The following is a 17,459-nucleotide window of genomic DNA, read 5'->3' as shown; positions in this document are numbered from 1 at the left end:
CTTAGAGGTCAACGGGCGGGCGGGCCGGACCGGTCCGCCGCGAGGAGTTCGTTCTCGGCGTCGTCGAGGAGCGCCTCGCCCGCGGCGCGCGCGCCGGGACGGTCGCGGCACGCCAGGGTCAGTTCGGTCTCGTCGCCGATCCGGAAGGCGCTGAGGAACATCTCGGCGTACGGGACGAGCATGGGAAGAGTGAAGAAGCCGGTCGGGGTGAACCCCGGCGTGCGGTGGTCGTCAGTGTCGACGCGGCCGTGGTCGGAGACGATCGCCGTGCAGGGAAAGCGGGTGCCGTCCAGGTTCTGCGCCTCACGCAGGCTGTTGGCGAAGGGGTTGCTGCGCAGGAAGTCCCGTTCCAGCACGGCCACATCCCGCTTGCGCAGCAGGGCCCCGACGATCTGGCTGTGGAGCCGCTTCCACTCGTCGTCCCGCCGCAGGTCGAGCACCACCTGGGACGTCAGGTTGGCGGAGGAGCGCACACCGGGGTCATGGCGGCGGAGGTCGACGGGGACGATCAGCCGTCCGGAGGCGGCGGGCAGACGCCGGGACACGGCCGCCGCCACCCGGGCGGTGACCGCCGAGGGACAGGCCTTCACCCGGCGCCGGATCCACAGGGGAGTTCCGGCGGCCGGCCCCTCGCCGAGGACTGCGGGGAGCCCTTCGAGGCGTACCGCAGGCGGCGGGGAGGGCACCTTTCCCGCCGCCGTACGGAAGTGGGCGTCATCGGCCGTGGAGGCCGCGCCGACGGGATCCTCCCCGCGCAGCACCCGGAAGACGTCGGCGGTCCACTGCCGCAGACCGCGGCCGTCCGTGACGATGTGGCTGGCGCGTACGACGAGGCGGGTCACCGGCCCGTTCGCCAGGCCGACCTCGCAGACCGGCCCGGTGACCACGTCCAGGTCGCGGAGGTGGAAGGGGCTGTCGAATCCGGCGGACGGCGGGAGTTCGACGATCGGCGGAAGCGGGCCGCCGGCCCTCCAGACCGCCCCGCGCCGCCGTACGGTGACGCCCGGGGAGGCGAGGCTCGCCACCCGCACCGCGTCCCGGAGGGCGTCCGGGTCGATGTGGCCCTCGCCCTCCACGACCATCTGGATCAGCTGTGGTGTGCCGGTCGCCGCCGCGTTCAGGTAGCCGCGCTCGATCGGTGAGATGCGGCGGGTGTAGGGCCGCGGCGGAGCCCCGGCGGTCGTCGTGGTCATGCTGACTCCAGGGTCGGGGCGTCGGTGCGGGCGGCCGCCGTGCCGGGGTCCGGCCGCCACCACCAGCGCACCGGGGCGGTCCGGTCCGCGGCGAGGGCGAGGTACGTGTCCCGGCCGACGGCCGCCGACCGCACCTGGTGGCCGGCGACGCCCGTCGGGCGCCACCCCGGACTCCATTCGGGCAGGCGGACCCCCCGGAAGGTCTCCTTGGTGAGGTGCGAGGCCTTGATGAGCGCCTCGCACTCGGCGAAGTCGCGGATGCAGGCAGGTCCGGGCAGCCCGAGCAGGGCGCCGAGCCACCCCATGGCGCCGGGGCGGTCCCTCTCGTCCTGGAGGTCCACGCCCACCTCGGCCCCGGTGCCGAAGGCCACGGCGCTGAACTCCGCGCAGTGGGCCACCGACACGGCCAGGCCGAGGCGGGGCAGCCGCCAGCGCCGGTGCGCGTCACGGGCGAGATCCCGGCCGTTGACACGGAGCCCGTGGACGCTGTGGACGGCATCGATGATCAGCGAGCGGCCGGATGCGTTCAGGCGGTGCCCCATACGGTCGCGGGGCAGCCCAGGGTGACCGGTGAGGAGGCAGTCGAGGACCGCTCCCGCGCCCGGCGCCGCGGCGCCGGCGGCCAGGAACACCCGGTCCCTGGGCGAGATGACCGGCGGCACGGTCAGCAGGCCGCTCATCACGCCCCCGTGTCGAACACGGCCGCGGCGTACGAGCCTCCGTGGGCGAAGCTGGACAGCAGCAGCCTGCCTCCCGGAGCGGCCCCGTTGAGCGCGGCCACCAGCCCGAGTGCTCCGGCGCTGCCGTAGGTCTCGCCCAGCAGGGCCTTGGGTGCGAAGACCGGGCGGCCCGCCAGGCCGGCCAGTTCCAGGGCGCGGGCCTCGGCCCGGTCGACCAGGCCGTGGCCGGACGCGGCCGACACCACCGTGTCGATGCCCTCGGGGCCGGTACCCGCGTCGGCCATCGCCGCGCGCAGGGCACGTGCCCACGCCCCGCCGTCCCTGCCGAGCCTGCCGATACCCACCGACTCGCCGGAGGCGCCGTACCCCTCGGCCCTGGCCAGGACGTCCGCACCGCGTGCGGCAGCGGCCTCCTCGCTCTCCAGCAGAATCGCGGCGGCACCCTCGCTGAGCACCATTCCGGTGCGTCCCCCGGGCACCACGTGCGCGGACCGGGCGTAACCGGGCAGGCCGGCCTGGGTTGCCAGGGCCTGTTCGGGGAACTCGTCGGCGATCACGACCATGATCCGGTCGGCCGCGCCCCGGGCGATGACGCGTGCCGCGAGATGCAGGGCGAGGACCGAACTGGTTCCGCCGTTGGCGATCGTGGCGGTGTAGCCGCGGTAGCGGTGCAGCATCGCCACATGCCCGGCGGCCGCGTTCACCACGGTGTTGGCGAACAGCGAGGGGTTCGCCCCGGTGATGCCCTGCCGCAGCACGCCCTCGTGGAACCGCAGGACGGAGGTGACCGGTCCGTAGCCGGTGGCGAACACGATCCCGGTGGACTCGGCCTCGGCCCGCGAGGGTTTGCCGTGCCGGGCGTACAGGTCGCCGACGGCGGCGGCGGCCAGCAGACTCAGCGGGTCCATGCGGCGCGCGCGACTCGGATTGAGCTTCCCGGTGGCCGCCTTGACGTCCACCCGGCCGACCGGCACCTCGCCGATGCCCGTCACGTGTTCCAGGGTGTCGAAGCAGGGCCGTCCGGACGCCAGGGCCTCGGCCAGCGGTCCGGTGCCGGCCGCCGCACCCGCGAGGCCGGCCGCGCCGGTCACGACGACCTGGTGGCGGGCCGCGGCACGCCGTGGCGCAGATCCTTTGCGGCCCGGCCGGTTGAGGACCACGGAGGCGTTGTTCCCGCCGAAGGCGAAGGAGTTCGACAGGACCACCTCGGGCGCTGCCGGACGGCCGGTGCCGGGGACGATGTCGAGACCGAACGGGGACTCCTCGCCCCGGGTGTTGACGGTCGGGGGCAGCACACCTCGGTCGATGGCCAGGGTACTGACGACGGCCTCGACCGCCCCGGCTGCGCCGAGGGTGTGGCCGAGCATCGACTTGGTGGAGCTGGCGGGCGGTACCGAGGATCCGAACAGCAGCTTGAGCGCCTTGGGTTCGGACGCGTCGTTGGCGGGCGTACCCGTACCGTGCAGGTTGAGGTAGTCGACGTCCTCCGGACCGAGACCTGCCGTCTCCAGGGCCTGGGCCATGGCGGCGGCGGCGCCCTTGCCGCTGGGGTCGGGCGCGGTCTGGTGGTAGCCGTCGCAGGAGAGGCCGTATCCACCGAGCTCTGCCAGGACGCGGGCGGAGCGCGCGGCCGCGCGTTCCACCGACTCCAGGACCATGAACCCGGCCCCTTCGCCGAGGGTCAGTCCGGTCGAGGCCGTCAACGGCGCGCAGGGTTCGGGGTCGAGGGCGCCCAGGGCACTGAACCCGTAGGCGGACAGCGAGGCCAGGGGGTCGACACCGCCGCAGATCACGTAGTCGACATCGCCCTTCCACAGCATCTCGGCGGCGTAGCCGAGCGCCACCGCACTGGCGGCACACGCGTTGGAGAGCACCACGCGCGGTCCGCGCAGGTCGAACTCGGCCGCGATGTAGTCGCCCACGCAGGGGAGCTGGGCGACGGCGGCCTGCTCGGCGTCGAGCCGGCCCTCGTGCACCAGGGCTCGGTGGACGTTCTCCAGCGTCGGCATCGCACCGAGGCTGGATCCCACCACGACGGCCACCCGGTCGCGGTCGACCCGGTCCAGGTCGAGTCCGCCGGTGCGCAGCGCCTCGCGGATCGCGGTGGCCGCGAGGCTGTAGCAGCGGTCGAGTCCGGGCTCCTGGGAGCTGGTGACCATGCCCGCCCAGTCGGTGAGCAGCTCGTCCGTGGCGAAGAGCGTGTTGGTCCGGATGCCGGAGATCCCGGCGGTGATGGACGACCAGCTCTTCTCGAGGTCGTCCCCGGCCCCTGTGATCAGTCCGAGGCCGGTGAGGGCTATGCGCGGGGCGGTCATCAGGAGATCCGCGTGGTCAGCGAGCGGGCGATGACGCGGGGCAGCGTGACGGTCCGCAGCGGACGCTCCGCGCCCTGCTCGTCCGGGGCCGACAGCTCGAGGCCGGTGGCCCAGAACGGGGCGTCCAGGAGAGCCAGGACGAGCTCCTCCTCCGGATTCGCGGAGGGGGCCTGGGCGAGGAGGGTACCGACGGCCCGGCCGGCGGCGGACACCTGCGTGCCGACGGCGAAGCCGCTGTCCGCCGGAGCCGCGAGGACGGTCAGCCGGGCGGACCCGGTGGTCGGCCTGACGAGGTTCTCGGAGCCCCGGAAGTCACCGATCCGGCTCCAGTCGACCATCCAGGCCAGGTCGGCCTCGTCCACCGCCAGACCGGCAAAACCGGTCGCGTAGCCGCCGAGTCCCGCCTCGGCCTGGACACGGGCCAGGCCCTCGGGCCCGACCTCGGCCCCGCCCAGTTCGACGACGGCTGCGAGGACCGCTCCGTACGCCCTCTCCGGGGCGTTGGACAGCAGGAGGTAGCCGTATTCGCCGGTGGTCCCGACGCGGGCCAGGTGGGCCAGAGCGGCCGGGTCCCCGGCGAGGGCTGCCTCGGCGACGCCGTGCAGGGTCAGGCCGGAGATGTCGAAGTCGACGAACCGGGCCGCCGCCGACCAGGCGGTCGGGCCCTCGAAGGCCGTGGCGCCCCAGCCCTCGGGGGCCGTCTCGACGGTGACGCCCTCGGGGACGTCGAGCGCGGCCAGGTAGCCCCGCAGCTCGTCCTCGGTGACCGGGGTGCGCGGCAGCAGCCACGCCTCGTCGCCGATCTCGAAGTGCAGCAGGACCGCGAACGGGGAGCCGTCGGTGTTCAGGGCGAGCGCCTCACGGACGGTGTCCGGGTCGACGAACTCGCCCGACTTGGCCAGGAACTGGTCCAGCAGCGCGATCCGCTCGTCGCCCGTGATCCGCACCAGCGGAGCGGTGACGCGGTATGCCCCGGCAGTGGTGCGCAGGGTGGCGTAGTCCTCGGTGCTGGTACGCGGTCCGGTGACGGTCGTGACGGTCATGGTGAGTGGTTTCCTTTCACAGGTACGGGTGTGCAGAGGGAGTACGTGGAGTTCGGGGCCCTGGCCCCGAGGGCTCAGAGGCCGGGACCGTCCCGGACGGCCAGGTGCCAGGAGGCGGCGACGCCGTCCTGCCCGTCGGCCGCGGCGACGCAGCCGACGAGCAGGCCCGACGGGGTGGTGCGGAGCACGATCTCCGCGTCGCCCGAAGGCGTTCCGGCCGGCCGGCAGTCCAGCCAGCTGCCGTCGGACAGCCGGACCGAGACCGCCGCGGCCCACACCTGCCGGAAGTCCGGGGAGTCCAGCTCCCACCGGGTGCCGGCCGAGTCGATCACCACGGAGGCCCGGGCCCCGGTGTCCGGGGTGATCCAGAGAACGGCCTCGTCCTCGGCGAACGGGGCGCGTACGTCGACACGGAGGGGGCCGTCCCCGGAGGCGGTGACGTCCCAGTCGATCCCCCGCTCGGGGTCGAACAGGCCGAGCGCGTGCTTCTCGGCCCAGCCCGCGTTCAGGTGCACACCCCAGCCGAGACCGCTGGCGCGGCTGGAGCGGCTCTGCTCCAGGGCGACCCACATCCCGGCCGACCAGCGCGGGTTGCAGCCGAACGCACGGGTCCGTGGGTAGGGGCTGCGGAGCACCTTGGTGGCGCCTTCGCGCCACACGGTGACACCCGCGGCCGGGGCGTCCACCGTCAGCCGCCGGTCCTGTGTGGCAGGTCGCGGGCCGACGGCCGGCAGCGGCGGGCGCCCCGGTGTCTCACCGGTGCTGAACGTGGTGCGCAGGCGCGCCACCCCGTCGGCCCCCGGCTCCGGCCTGCGCTCCAGCAGGGTCGCGTGGATCAGCCGGACCCGCTGCTCGGCCGGCACCTGGATCCGGACGGCGGAGCCCGACCAGGTGAGGACGCTGCCCTCCGGCGCGGTCGAGGAGGCCGCGACCACCTCGGAGGAGTCGCGCACCCCGAGACCGATCCCCAGGGGGTGCTCCGTGGCAGGTCCGCCGTCCGGACCGGGCAGGGCGAGGGTGCCCTGCCGGAGCCCGACGGTCTGGAAGACCCTGCCGGGCCGCCCGCCGAAGGTGAAGTCCTGGCTCAGGACGCCGTCGGCGAGGGTCACCGTGCCGGTGACCTCGTCGTCCCCGCAGCGCTCCGAGATCCGCACCCCGTGCCCGACCGGGTCGACGCGCAGATCCAGCGGCTCGCCCTCGCGCCAGCCCGCCGATCGGTCCGCCCGGCAGCTGGGCCAGGTGGAGACGGACAGCGGACCGTGGTGACCGGGGGCGAACACCCTGACGGTCCCGTCGTCGCCGTCCACCTCACAGGTCAGCCCACCGTCGGTGAACCGGTACGGCTCGGCGCGCCGGGGCACACGGATCTCGTAGGGGGGCTCCGTGACGGCCAGCGCCCGGCCGGTGCCGTCGGGTCCGGTGATCTGCGCCCCGCGGACGCACCCCCGGTCGACGTCCACCTCGGCCGTGAGCCTGTAGTCGCCCAGCGAGAGGCAGTAGGCGACCGTACGTATCCCCTCGGACACCACCACGTCGGTGCGCAGTTCGTCGGCGCGGGCCTGGGTGACGGTGCCGAAGCTGCTCATCCCGCCGAGAGCCGCCCTCACCCCGTCGTCCAGGTCGGCGAAGACGCTGCGCAGGATCAGCGGGATGTAGTTGTGCAGTTCGACGTTGCCGTCCTCACCGGGCACGGTCTGCCCGACGGAGACGCAGCCCACCCGCCGGTAGAGCTTGAAAGCCACGGAGTTGGCCGGGTTGACGGTGAGCCGCAGCACCAGGCATCCGGTGCGCATCATCCACTCGACCGCCTCCGTGAACAGCCGCCCGGTGACCACCCCGTTGCGGTAGGCAGGTGCCACGAAGAACATGTCGGCGATGAGCTCGCCCGCACGGGCGGAGCGCCGGCCGGTGCTGTGGAACAGCCCGAAGGTGCCCACCACCCGGCCCTCGTCGAGGGCGACGAGGAACGTGGCCGTGTCGCGCTCGACGAGCTCGCGGGCCAGCTCCTCGCCGCTGATCCCGCCGGCCACCGGGTTGGGATTGTCACGGTGACGGCCGTAGAGCCCCGCGATGTCATCGGCGTCGCCCTCCTCGTACGGGCGGATCGTGACGGACATTCCACACCTCCTTGCTTGCGTGTTGTGGGACGGACAGGTCGTGTGGGGGGAGCCGGGGCGCGGCGGGAGCCGTGGGGCCTCCGCGGCGTACGGCGCTCACGGCCGGCCGGCGGACCGTGTCTGCGGCTTGCGCTCGGTGGTGACGATCAGCGAGCCGGACGCGGCGGTCTCCGAGCCGACGGTGGCCCGGACGGACACCTGGCGCAGCCCGCCCAGGCGCTGGCCGAGCTTGGCCTCCAGCTTCAGCTGGTCGCCGGGGACGACCAGCCGGGAGAACTTCATCGAGCTGATCGAGCCGAGGTAGCCGACGCCCTCGGAGGGCTCTCCGCTCACGGCACCGGACTCGACGGCCTCCGCGACGTACACGACGGCGACCAGCTGGGCCATGGCCTCGACGATCATCACGCCTGGCATGATCGAGTGGTCCGGGTAGTGCCCGGCGAAGAAGGGCTCGTTGACCGAGACGTTCTTGACCCCTCGCCCGGACACTCCGGGGACGACGTCGTGGGCCCGGTCGATCATCAGCATCGGCCAGCGGTGCGGCAGCATCCGCTTGATGTCGTCCGAGGAGTAGCTGAAGGTCTTGGGTGCCGGCTTCCCCGCGGGGGCGGCCGGGGCGGCGGATCTCTCCTGGATGACCGTCATCGTCAGACCTCGCGTGCTTCGACGAAGTCGACCAGGGAGTTGATGGACCCGAACGCCTCGAAGTCGTCGTCGCTGATGAGCACGTCGTACTCGTTGTTGACCATCACGACGATCTCCAGCGTGTCGAGCGAGTCCATCTCCAGGCCGCGGCCGAACAGCGGCTGGTTGTCGGAGACCAGGACCGGCTCGACGTCCAGGCCGAGGCGCTCGATGATCATGGATTTGACCTTCATGTTCTTCGCGAGCCGTGCCTCCGCCTGGCTGCGGACGTCCTCGAAGGTGGCGACAGACATGGGGTATTCCTCTCGGGAGTGCGTGGGTCGGTGTTCGTGCGTACGGGCCGGTGACCGGCCGCGTGGTTCAGCCGGGGATCATCCCGCCGTCGACGGTGAGGACCTTGCCGGTGATGTACGAGGCGGCGGGGCCGGCCAGGAAGGCCGCGGCCTGGGCCACCTCGGCCGGCTCGCCCATGCGGCCCAGCGGGATGGCCTGGAGCGCTTCCTTCATCTGCGCGCCCGGCACCTTCTTGACCATGTCGGTGTCGATGAAGCCGGGGGCGACCACGTTGACGCGGATGCCGCGCGGAGCGCCTTCCTGCGCCAGGGTCTTCGCCAGGGCGATCACCCCGCCCTTGCTCGCGGCGTAGTTGGCCTGGCCGACGCGACCCGCGATTCCACTGGTGGACGCGATGAAGACGATCGCGCCCCCGCTCGTGTACATCTGCTTCGTCGCCTCACGGGCGGTCAGGAACGCGCCGGTGAGATTGGTGGAGACGACCTCGTTCCACTTGGCGCTGGACATCGCGGCCAGGTGGCCGTCCGCGGTGATCCCGGAGTTCAGGACGGCCACGCCGAGGGAACCCCACCGGACGCGCAGCTCCTTGTACATCGCGGCGACCTCCGCCTCGTCGGAGACGTCCGCCTTCAGCAGCAGCGCCCGCCTGCCGAGCGCACGCACGCGTGCGGCGACCTCCTCGGCCTTCGCCTCGCTGGCGCGGTAGTTGAGGGCGACGTCGCAGCCCTGCTCGGCCAGGGCGACGGCGATCGCCGCCCCGATTCCGCGCGACGCACCGGTGACGAGGGCCTTGGTGCCCTCGGCGAAGAGGCCGCTCATGCCGCCCTCCCGGCGACGGCGGGGGCCTCCGTGCGGCCGGCCGCACCGGTGACCCGGTGGCTGCCGGGGTCGAAGCCGGCCACCTCGCTGCCGATTCCGGCCCGGGCCGCCGCCGCGAGGACCGCGTCCGCCACCGCGAGGTCGAGGATGCCCAGACCGAACGGCGAGAAGACGGTGGTGCCCGCGTGCGGAGGTGTGGCCGAGCCGTCCAGGAAGGCGGCGATCTCCGCCCGCACGAACGCACGGTGCCCCACCTCCTGTTCGGCACGGTGCAGCGAGGTCTGCTCCCGCACGGTGTGCTCGACGTCGTCGACCACGTTGTACGCGCCGAGGACGGAGGAGGTGCTCAGGTCGCGCAGGGACAGGTGCAGGATCACCTGTCCGTCCGGGCGCCCGGGGAAGTCCGCCAGTTCGAGCCAGTAACTGGAGTCGGTGGTGGCGACGGACACGGTCTGCGCCCCGAGGGCCTCGGCGATGTCCCCGGCCCGGAAGGTGATCCCGGGGTGAGCGCCGGCCAGTTCGGCCGCGAGGGCCTCGGCCCGGCCGGGAACGGCGTCCTGGAGCACCATGGTCTCGACGGCGGGGTGCGTGAGCGTCAGGTAGGCGGCGACGCGGTGGTTGATCGTGCCGCAGCCGATCAGGCCCACGGTGCGCACCGTGCGGTCGCCGTGCAGTGCCCCCGCGGCGAGCGCCGCACTCGCGGCGGTCCGGGAGGCGGAGATCTGGCTGCCCTCCAGCAGGGCCGACGGGTAGCCGGTCTCCAGGTCGTTGAGGATCTGGAGGGACGAGGCCCGCTGGAGTCCCTGTTCGACGTTGGCGGGGAAGGACGATATCCACTTCAGGCCCATCACAGGCGCGGGGCCGCCCAGATGGGCCGGCAGCGAGATGATGCGCGATCCGGGGGTCTCGGGCGGGCGCAGGAAGGTGGAGAAGGGCACCTGCGACTGGCCGCGGCCGTGCAGGAGATAGGCGGTGCGCACCGCGTCGAGCACGGTGGTCTCCAGGCCGTTCAGCGCGGCCCGGACGTCGTCGCGGCCGAGGATTCTCAACGTTCGCTTCTCTCGTCGTCGTGGGTGGTGCCGTCGTGGGTGACGGGGTGCGGGATGTGCCGGATCTCCGCGAGGAGTCCGTCGAAGTGCGCGTCGACCCAGTCGTCGTCGTAGACCGTGTCGAGGTAGCGGTCGCCGCCGTCGGGAAGCACCGCGACGCAGGTGGCGCCCGGCTCGATCCACGTCGCGGCCCCCTGGAGGGCTGCGACGACGGCGCCGGAGGAGCCGCCGGCGAGGACCGATTCCCGTGCCAGGAGCCGGCGGCAGCCACGTACGCAGTCGGCGTCGGTGACCTTGACCACCCGGTCCGCCAGGCCCGGCAGCAGCAGTTGCGGCACGACCGCCGCGCCGTGCCCGGGGATCGACCGCCGGTGGCTCCGCTCCCAGGGCTCCGGGGGGCCGAAGATGACGCTGCCCACCGCGTCCACCGCCACGATGCGGGTGCGCAGGTCCTGGTCGCGGATGTACTCGGCGCAGCCCCGCAGGGTGCCGCAGGTGCCGGCGGCGAGGAACAGGTAGTCGGGGCCGCCGGGCAGCGCCTCGCAGATCTCGCTCATCGTGGAGTGGTGCGCCCGGGCGTTGTACTCGTTGGCGTACTGGTTGGGCCAGTAGGCGTCCGGAATGCTCTTCAGCAGCTCCTGGACCCGGTTGATCCGTGCGGGCAGGTACTCCCCGGTGGCCGGATCGCGGTCGACCACCTCGACCCGGGCACCGTACGCCCGCATGATCGAGGCGTTCTGCGCGGTGGTCCGGGGGTCGACGACGCAGACGAGGCCGAGCCGGTGGAAGTTGCACACCTGGGCGAGGGCGATGGCCAGGTTGCCCGAGGAGGACTCGACGACCGTGGACACACCGGGCACGAGCCGGCCCGTCCAGATCGCGTGCTCGACCATCGACTTGGCGGCACGGTCCTTGATGCTGCCGCCCGGGTTGAACCGCTCGCACTTGCCGTAGACCTGGAAGTCCGCCGGGGGGAAGAGCCGGTCGAGGGCGACGAGCGGGGTTCCGCCGATCGTCTGGACGATGTCGGCCTTCGGCTGGTGGGCCGGCGGCGCCGCGAGTGCGACTCCGCCGGGGGCGAGGAGCGTCATTCCGGCACCTTTCTGCTGATCTGGAGCCGCAGTTCGCTGACGTAGCGCTCACCCTCTCCATCCGGAAGCCAGGAGTCGTCCGGGTCCGGCAGGGGCTCGCTGATCGTCACGACGGCCGACGGATCGTGTCTGAGGGCTCTGCGGGCGGTGTTGGCGAAGGAGAGCACCAGCGCCGGGCTGGTGAAGTCGGCCAGCGACGGCTTGGTCTCCTCGGGGAATTTGACGAAGGCCCTGTCCGGCAGGCCGTTGCCGGACACCCAGCGGCGCACCGCCAGGTAGTCGGCGTGCCGGTCCGCCTTGGCGGCCAGGCCGATCCCCTCGGCCGGCAGCCGCCAGGTCTCCCGGAAGAGGACGAGCTTGTCGAGCGTGACGCGGGGGGTGTGGGCCCGGTCGAGGCCGATCTTGAAGGCGTCGGCGGCGATGATCGACACCAGCACACCGAGCAGTTCCGGGATGCTCCACACGCGGCCGTCGGGCGTGGTCGCGGTGACCGTCCCCGCCTCCTCGGCGAGGACGACGGCTGCCGCGGGATCGACCCGGGTGCGGTCGCCGAACGGGGCACGCGTGAAGCCGATCAGCCGGTCGCCCTCACCGATGGGAGCCGGCACCATCCGGCCGCTGTTGCGCCGCCAGTTGGTCGGGAGGAGCGGCACCATCCGGGGGGCGCCGACCGCGCGGTTGACCTTGTCGCGGAGCGATTCCCCGTCCGCGGTCCACTCCAGGAACGGCAGGTCCAGGGTGGCGAGGCAGGCGTGCATCTCTCCCAGGACGACCGTGAAGTCACCGGAGTTGACCGCCTCGACCGACCGGGCGACCACCTGGAGGTCCGGGCTGTGCACGGCGGCCGGACGCGGTCGGCCGGGAGCGACGGCGAACGCCGCCCGGGCCCGGTCCTCAATCGCGTCGACCGGAAGCCGTACCCGTGCGGACCGCTCGTCCGCCGGGTCCAGCGCGATGACCTCGCGCCACTTCTCGGCCAGCTCGCGGGTCGCGGTCCGCACCGCGACCGGGTCGTCCCCCCAGAACATGCCGAGCACCTGGGGCCATACGTCGGCGAGGGTCACCGTGCCGTGCCGGGCCGCGGCACGGCGTACGAGGCCGGCGACCTGGTCCTCCACGAGCCGGGCCAGCCGGTCGCCGAACCAGTCCGCCGCATCGGCGGCGACGGCCAGCGGACGGGCGATCGGGTCGAAGAAGTCACGCCCGAGACGGGTGCGGCAGTCCCGCACGGTGTCCTGGAAGCAGAGCGTGCGTCCCGCGTAGGTCTTGCCCTCCTCCCGGGACGCGGACTGCCCGGTCGTCCGGACGAAGAAGGTGTCCAGCCGGTCCAGTGCCCCGGTGAGCTCCTCGGAGGCCGCCGCCCGCCCGATGTCGTCCCGCAGCCCGGCCAGTTCGGTGAGGACCGCGTCGAGGCGCACGAACAGCACCGGGTCGCCGATCGCGGCGACGCGCCGGCGCAGGGTCTCCTCAGCCCACAGATCGACGGGGATGTTGGCGTCCCAGCTGAGGACCCGCTGCCGCAGCAGCCGGTTCAGAGCCCGGTCCACCCGCTCTCCCGCGGAGGCGGGTTCCCACCCCTGCTCGGCGACCAGCACGTCCACGAGGGCCTGGGCGTGGCGCTCGCCGTCCGCCTGGCGCAGGACCTGGACCTCGTCGTCGCGCAGCCGCACCGAACGGCCGCCCGGCAGCGTGAGCCGGTCGCCGTCGAGGTGCACGTCCGGCCGCAGCACCGGCGGGAACCACCAGCGGGCGCCCGGCTGCGCGGTCATCCACTCGGCCAGGGCGGCGACCGCCCAGCGTTCGAGAAAGACCCGGCTGTCCGCGATCAGTGACGGCCCCGGGGAGAAGTCGAGGGCACGCTGCTCCTGCCCGACGGAGATCCAGGAGGCGGGGCCGAAGAAGCCGATGGTGTCGGCCTTGGCGCCGTAGCGCATCCAGTACATCGCGAGGGTGCGCTCGCGCTCCCTGCGCTTGGCGCCCTTGGCGGTGCCACGCACCAGCGAGTCGAGGATCCGGTACACCCCACGGTTCTGCCAGGCGATGGCGGTGCGGACCCGTTCGTCGCCCGCGATCCCGGCGAGCCGTGCGGCCTCGTCCGCGTAGGCGCTCTCGTAGCGGGCGACGAAGTCCTCGTGACCGGTCGCGCCGGTCTCGGTGAGTGCCGCCGCGTCCGCCGCGCTCCGAGCGCCGATCCGGTGCAGACCGGATACGGGGAATCCGGCGCTGCGGAGCATCCCGACGCCCCACACCTGCCAGCCGGTGCCGGCCAGGGCGTACGACGGTTCGCAGGACGACCAGTCGAAGGGGCGGGCGATCTCCGGGGTGACCGTCATCCTTCCGCTCCTTCCCGTAGTGCGGCGGCCAGCCGTGACACGCCCTCGGTCATGCGCTTGCGCGGTACGTGACTGAAGCAGAGCCGCAGCCCGTCGGCGTGCTCCCCGTCGACGGAGAAGTGGCTGCCGGGCACGTAGGAGACCCCGTGCCTGGCGGCTGCCGCGGTGAAGCGGTTCGTGTCGGTGCCGTCGCGGTGCCGGAGCCAGATGTAGAAGCCGCCGTCGGGGCGCTCCCACTCCCAGGAGCCCTGGGGGCCGAGCTCCGCGTCGAGCGCGTCGGCCATCTGCGTGCAGCGCTCCCGGTAGCCGCTCCGGTAGCCGTCGATGGTGTCCGTCCACCCGTTGCGGGCGTAGAACGTGGCGAGCGCGGACTGCGCCAGCGCGGACGGGGAGAGCGTCATCACCTCGGTGGTGGCGCGGAGGTTCTGCGTCAGATGGGCCGGTGCGGCGATCCAGCCGCAGCGCAGTCCGGGGGCGAAGACCTTGGAGAAGGTGCCCAGGTAGACCACGTGGTCCGGCGCCAGGGCCTTCAGCGAGGTGACGCACGTGCCGTCGAAGGACAGCAGGCCGTAGGGGTTGTCCTCGATCACCAGGAGGTCCAGCTCCTGGCAGACCGCGATCAGCGCTGTCCTGCGCTCGGTGGAGAGGGTCCGGCCGGTCGGGTTCTGGTGCGTCGGGTTGCAGTACAGCAGCCGGACGGTGCGCCCCTCGGCCCGCAGGCGCTCCACGGTCTCCCGCAGTGCCGCGGGGTCCATGCCGAGCGGGTCCTCGGGGACCCCACACAGGCGGAGGCCGGCGGTCCGGAAGGCGGCGGTGGCACCGGGGTACGCCGGCGTCTGGCACAGCACGGTCTCACCAGGTGAGGCCAGGCCCAGGGCGACGGCCATCAGTCCCGCCTGGGACCCCCCGGTCGGCACCAGGTCCTCGGCCGGCTCGTGCACGCCCTCACGGTCCATCAGGTCGGCGATCGCCGGGACGAGGGCCTTGGGGACGTGGGGGGTGCTGTACTGGAAGGTGATCCTCCCGCCGAGCCGCACCAGTCGGGACAGCTGGCCGGAGATCTCCTCCAGGGGAAGTACGTCGAGGTCCGGCAGGCCGCCCGCGAAGGAGATCAGGTCACCGCCCCGCTCGAACAGCCGCGGCATCTCCGCCGTGGTTCTGGTGGTGGTCCACATGGGTCGTCAGCTCCCGGCCGTCACCGGCAGAGAAGCGGCGAGCCGCGCCTGCACCGAGCGCCACAGTCCCGCCGACGAGGTGAGCGCGGGGTCGGCGAGGACCTCGGGGTCGACCTCGATCCCGAACCGCTCCTCGACGGCCATCACCAGGGCGACGGTGTGCAGGGAGTCGACGCCGAGGTCGACGAGCGGGCGCTCGGGGTCGTTGACGGTCACGGAGCAGATCTCCTCGACGAGCTGGTCAAACTGCGACTGGTTCATGGGTGTTCCTCGTCTGTGCGATGGGAGGCGTGTCCGACGCGTGAGCGTGGGCCGGGGAGCCGATCAGACGCTGGGTGGCCGCGCGGTCCGGCTTGCCGTTCGCGGTCAGGGGCACGGCGTCGAGCGGGACGATCAGGTCGGGAAGGCGGGCACGGTCCAGCCGGCGCGCCAGGTGGATGAGGATCTCCTCCGGGGCCAGATCGCTCTGCACCGCCAGGCGCAGGGGTCCGTCCTCGGGTTCGGGCCGCAGGGCCACCGCCGCGGTCACACCGGGAATGACCTCCGCGGCGCTCTCGATCTCGGTCAGGCCGATGCGGACACCGCGGCGTTTGATCATGTCGTCGTCCCGGCCGACGAAGTAGAGCCGTCCTTCCTCGTCGAGGTGGCCCTGGTCGCCCGAGTGCAGTTCCAGCGAGCCGTCCGTACGCCGGACGAATCGGTTCTGCTCCTCGATCGGGACCCCCCAGTAGCCGTCCATCACGGTGGCTCCGTGGACGACGATCTCGCCGGTCTCGCCGGGGCCGAGCGCCCGCTTGTCCGGGCCGACGATCCGCACGTGGTCGCCGGGGATGGGCCGGCCGACCGAATCGGGGTGGGTGGCGTACTCGGCGGGGTCCAGGACCGAGATGCGCTTGCACTCGGTCATGCCGTACATCGAGGCGAACTCCGAGCCGGGGAAGACCTCCAGCAGCTCGGACATGACCGCCCGTCCGGGCCGTGCGCCGGTGTTGGTGAACAGCCGCACCTTCGTCGGCCGGCGGAGCTTGCGCTGAAGCAGGGTGAGGATCTGCGCGAGCGAGGGCACCAGAGGGACGACGGTGAGGCCGTGCCGTTCGATGAGCCTCAGCAGACCGACGTCCTGGCCGCGCCCGGTGAGCACGAGCGTGCCGCCGGTGAGCGCGCAGAGCAGCCCCTGGTAGAGCCCGTAGTCGAAGGAGAGCGGCAGCCGGCAGAGCACCACGTCGTCCGGTCGGTAACCCAGGCAGGCGTTGACCGCGTGAAGGGCGGCGATCATCTGCCGGTGCGGGCAGACGACCCCCTTCGGCCGGCCGGTCGTGCCCGAGGTGTAGATCAGCATCGCGACGGCGGTGTCCGGCAGTTCGGCGGCGCGGGGGTCGAGGACGGCGCTCCCGATCTCCCGCTGTGCCGTGGAAACGCTCACGGTGTCACCGGCGCCCTGCCCCGCACCCGGCGGGCAGATGGCCAGGGCAGCGGCGCAGTCCTCGACGATGGCCCCGACCTGCACGTCCGTCAGCTCGGGGTGTACGGGGACGAAGACCGCGCCGACGCGGAGCGTGGCGTAGAACAGGGCGAGGAACGCCCGGTCGTTGCCTCCGGTGTAGACGACCCGCTCTCCGGGGGCGATCCCCCGGCCGCGGAGCCATCCGGTCGCGCGGTCGACGGCGGTGCCGAGCTCGCCGTAGGTCCAGGAGCCCTCGGTGTCGATGACGGCGAGGTGCCCGGGGCGCTCGGCACACGGGGGGCCAAGAAGGTCAGACACCAGCACGGGCCGGCTCCGTTCTCCCGGCACCGGCGTCGAGCCGTGCTGCGGCCTTCGCGATGTCCCGCGGTGTGTTCAGTGCGACGACGTCGATGCCCGGATACCGGCGCTTGAGGATGCCGGTGAGCGTGCGGGCGGGCGGGAGCGAGATCACCGCCCCGGGCGCCGTGCGGTCCAGGGCGTCCATGCACAGGTCCCAGCGCACCGGCCTCACGACCTGCTCGACGAGCCTGTGGCGGATCCCGTCGGGCGAGGTCACCACCGCCCCGTCGGCGTTGGAGAGAAGGAGCAGGCGCGGCCGGGCGAAGTGGGTGGCGGCTGCCGCGTCGGCGAAGACCTGCCGGGCGGACTCCATGTGCGGGGTGTGGAAGGCTCCCGCGACCTGAAGCTCCTTGACCGTGGCTCCGCGCGGCGGGTGGGCGATCAGCTGCCCGATCCGCAAGGACGTCCCTGCGGCCACGATCTGGCCGGGGCCGTTGTACGTGGCGGGGCTCAGGCCGAGCCCGGAGAGGTGCGCCAGCACCTCCGCCTCGTCCCCGCCGACCACCGCCGCCATGGATGTCGGGGTACCGGCGCAGGCCTCCGCCATGGCGCGACCGCGTACGGCGGCCAGCCGCACGGCGTCGGCGGGGTCGAGGACTCCCGCGTACACCGCCGCGGTGAGCTCCCCCACCGAGTGGCCGGCCACCACGGCCGCCCCGTCGGTCAGCTTCCCCGCCAGCGCCCCGTGGGCCAGCAGGCCCTGGGCGACGAGCAGCGGCTGGGTGTTCTCCGTCCGCGCGATCTCGGCCGACGAGGCCTTGGTTCCCAGGTGGGCCAGATCGCAGCCCGATGCCTCGGACCACTGCCGCACCGACGCGGCGCACTCCGGGTCCCGGAGCCAGCCGGCCAGCATGCCCGGGGTCTGGGACCCCTGACCTGGCGCAATAATTCCGAACATATG

Annotated in this window: 15 protein-coding genes; all 15 read right to left on the bottom strand. The window is 73.0% G+C overall.

The features are described 5' to 3' along the window. Positions 1-8 precede the first annotated feature (8 nt). Positions 9-1,193: a hypothetical protein gene (locus B9S57_RS17110; RefSeq protein WP_103516445.1), complete on the bottom strand. Its 1,185-nt coding sequence runs from the start codon at positions 1,191-1,193 to the stop codon at positions 9-11. Continuing rightward, the gene (locus tag B9S57_RS17105; RefSeq protein ID WP_181011373.1) at positions 1,190-1,873 is read right to left on the bottom strand and encodes a hypothetical protein; all 684 of its coding nucleotides are present in this window, start codon (positions 1,871-1,873) and stop codon (positions 1,190-1,192) included. Before B9S57_RS17105 ends, B9S57_RS17110 begins: the two co-directional genes overlap by 4 nt. Beyond that, on the bottom strand, positions 1,873-4,188 hold the full coding sequence (locus tag B9S57_RS17100) for a beta-ketoacyl-[acyl-carrier-protein] synthase family protein (protein ID WP_103516444.1): 2,316 nt from the start codon (positions 4,186-4,188) through the stop codon (positions 1,873-1,875). Before B9S57_RS17100 ends, B9S57_RS17105 begins: the two co-directional genes overlap by 1 nt. Further along, positions 4,188-5,231 (bottom strand): aminomethyltransferase family protein, encoded by a 1,044-nt coding sequence (locus B9S57_RS17095; RefSeq protein ID WP_103516443.1) that lies wholly within the window; start codon positions 5,229-5,231, stop codon positions 4,188-4,190. The genes B9S57_RS17100 and B9S57_RS17095 overlap by 1 nt, the downstream gene beginning before the upstream one ends. A 74-nt stretch (positions 5,232-5,305) precedes the next feature. After that, entirely contained in the window at positions 5,306-7,348 is a 2,043-nt protein-coding gene (locus tag B9S57_RS17090) for a GNAT family N-acetyltransferase (RefSeq protein ID WP_103516442.1), read from the bottom strand. A 96-nt stretch (positions 7,349-7,444) separates the two neighbouring features. Continuing rightward, on the bottom strand, positions 7,445-7,993 hold the full coding sequence (gene fabZ, locus B9S57_RS17085; RefSeq protein ID WP_103516441.1) for a 3-hydroxyacyl-ACP dehydratase FabZ: 549 nt from the start codon (positions 7,991-7,993) through the stop codon (positions 7,445-7,447). 2 nt (positions 7,994-7,995) lie between these two features. After that, the gene (locus tag B9S57_RS17080) at positions 7,996-8,286 is read right to left on the bottom strand and encodes an acyl carrier protein (protein ID WP_103516440.1); all 291 of its coding nucleotides are present in this window, start codon (positions 8,284-8,286) and stop codon (positions 7,996-7,998) included. A 67-nt stretch (positions 8,287-8,353) separates the two neighbouring features. Continuing rightward, positions 8,354-9,106, bottom strand: a complete 753-nt coding sequence (gene fabG, locus B9S57_RS17075) for a 3-oxoacyl-ACP reductase FabG (protein WP_103516439.1) — start codon at positions 9,104-9,106, stop codon at positions 8,354-8,356. Then, the gene (sbnB, locus tag B9S57_RS17070) at positions 9,103-10,155 is read right to left on the bottom strand and encodes a 2,3-diaminopropionate biosynthesis protein SbnB (protein WP_103516438.1); all 1,053 of its coding nucleotides are present in this window, start codon (positions 10,153-10,155) and stop codon (positions 9,103-9,105) included. Before sbnB ends, fabG begins: the two co-directional genes overlap by 4 nt. Further along, positions 10,152-11,246, bottom strand: a complete 1,095-nt coding sequence (sbnA, locus tag B9S57_RS17065; RefSeq protein ID WP_103516437.1) for a 2,3-diaminopropionate biosynthesis protein SbnA — start codon at positions 11,244-11,246, stop codon at positions 10,152-10,154. The genes sbnB and sbnA overlap by 4 nt, the downstream gene beginning before the upstream one ends. Continuing rightward, on the bottom strand, positions 11,243-13,579 hold the full coding sequence (locus B9S57_RS17060; protein WP_103516436.1) for a lantibiotic dehydratase: 2,337 nt from the start codon (positions 13,577-13,579) through the stop codon (positions 11,243-11,245). The genes sbnA and B9S57_RS17060 overlap by 4 nt, the downstream gene beginning before the upstream one ends. Next, positions 13,576-14,754, bottom strand: coding sequence for a PLP-dependent aminotransferase family protein (locus tag B9S57_RS17055; RefSeq protein ID WP_103516435.1), 1,179 nt, complete (start codon positions 14,752-14,754; stop codon positions 13,576-13,578). The genes B9S57_RS17060 and B9S57_RS17055 overlap by 4 nt, the downstream gene beginning before the upstream one ends. Positions 14,755-14,760: 6 nt before the next feature. Then, positions 14,761-15,015: an acyl carrier protein gene (locus B9S57_RS17050; RefSeq protein WP_103516434.1), complete on the bottom strand. Its 255-nt coding sequence runs from the start codon at positions 15,013-15,015 to the stop codon at positions 14,761-14,763. Continuing rightward, positions 14,996-16,516 (bottom strand): class I adenylate-forming enzyme family protein, encoded by a 1,521-nt coding sequence (locus B9S57_RS17045; RefSeq protein WP_258036416.1) that lies wholly within the window; start codon positions 16,514-16,516, stop codon positions 14,996-14,998. The genes B9S57_RS17050 and B9S57_RS17045 overlap by 20 nt, the downstream gene beginning before the upstream one ends. Further along, the gene (locus tag B9S57_RS17040) at positions 16,509-17,456 is read right to left on the bottom strand and encodes an ACP S-malonyltransferase (protein WP_103516432.1); all 948 of its coding nucleotides are present in this window, start codon (positions 17,454-17,456) and stop codon (positions 16,509-16,511) included. The genes B9S57_RS17045 and B9S57_RS17040 overlap by 8 nt, the downstream gene beginning before the upstream one ends. Positions 17,457-17,459: the final 3 nt, after the last annotated feature.

The organism is Streptomyces sp. SM10, from assembly GCF_002910915.1.
Taxonomy (GTDB): Bacteria; Actinomycetota; Actinomycetes; order Streptomycetales; family Streptomycetaceae; genus Streptomyces.
Note: the sequence above shows the minus strand (reverse complement) of the source record. Positions and strands in the feature narration are given on the sequence as shown.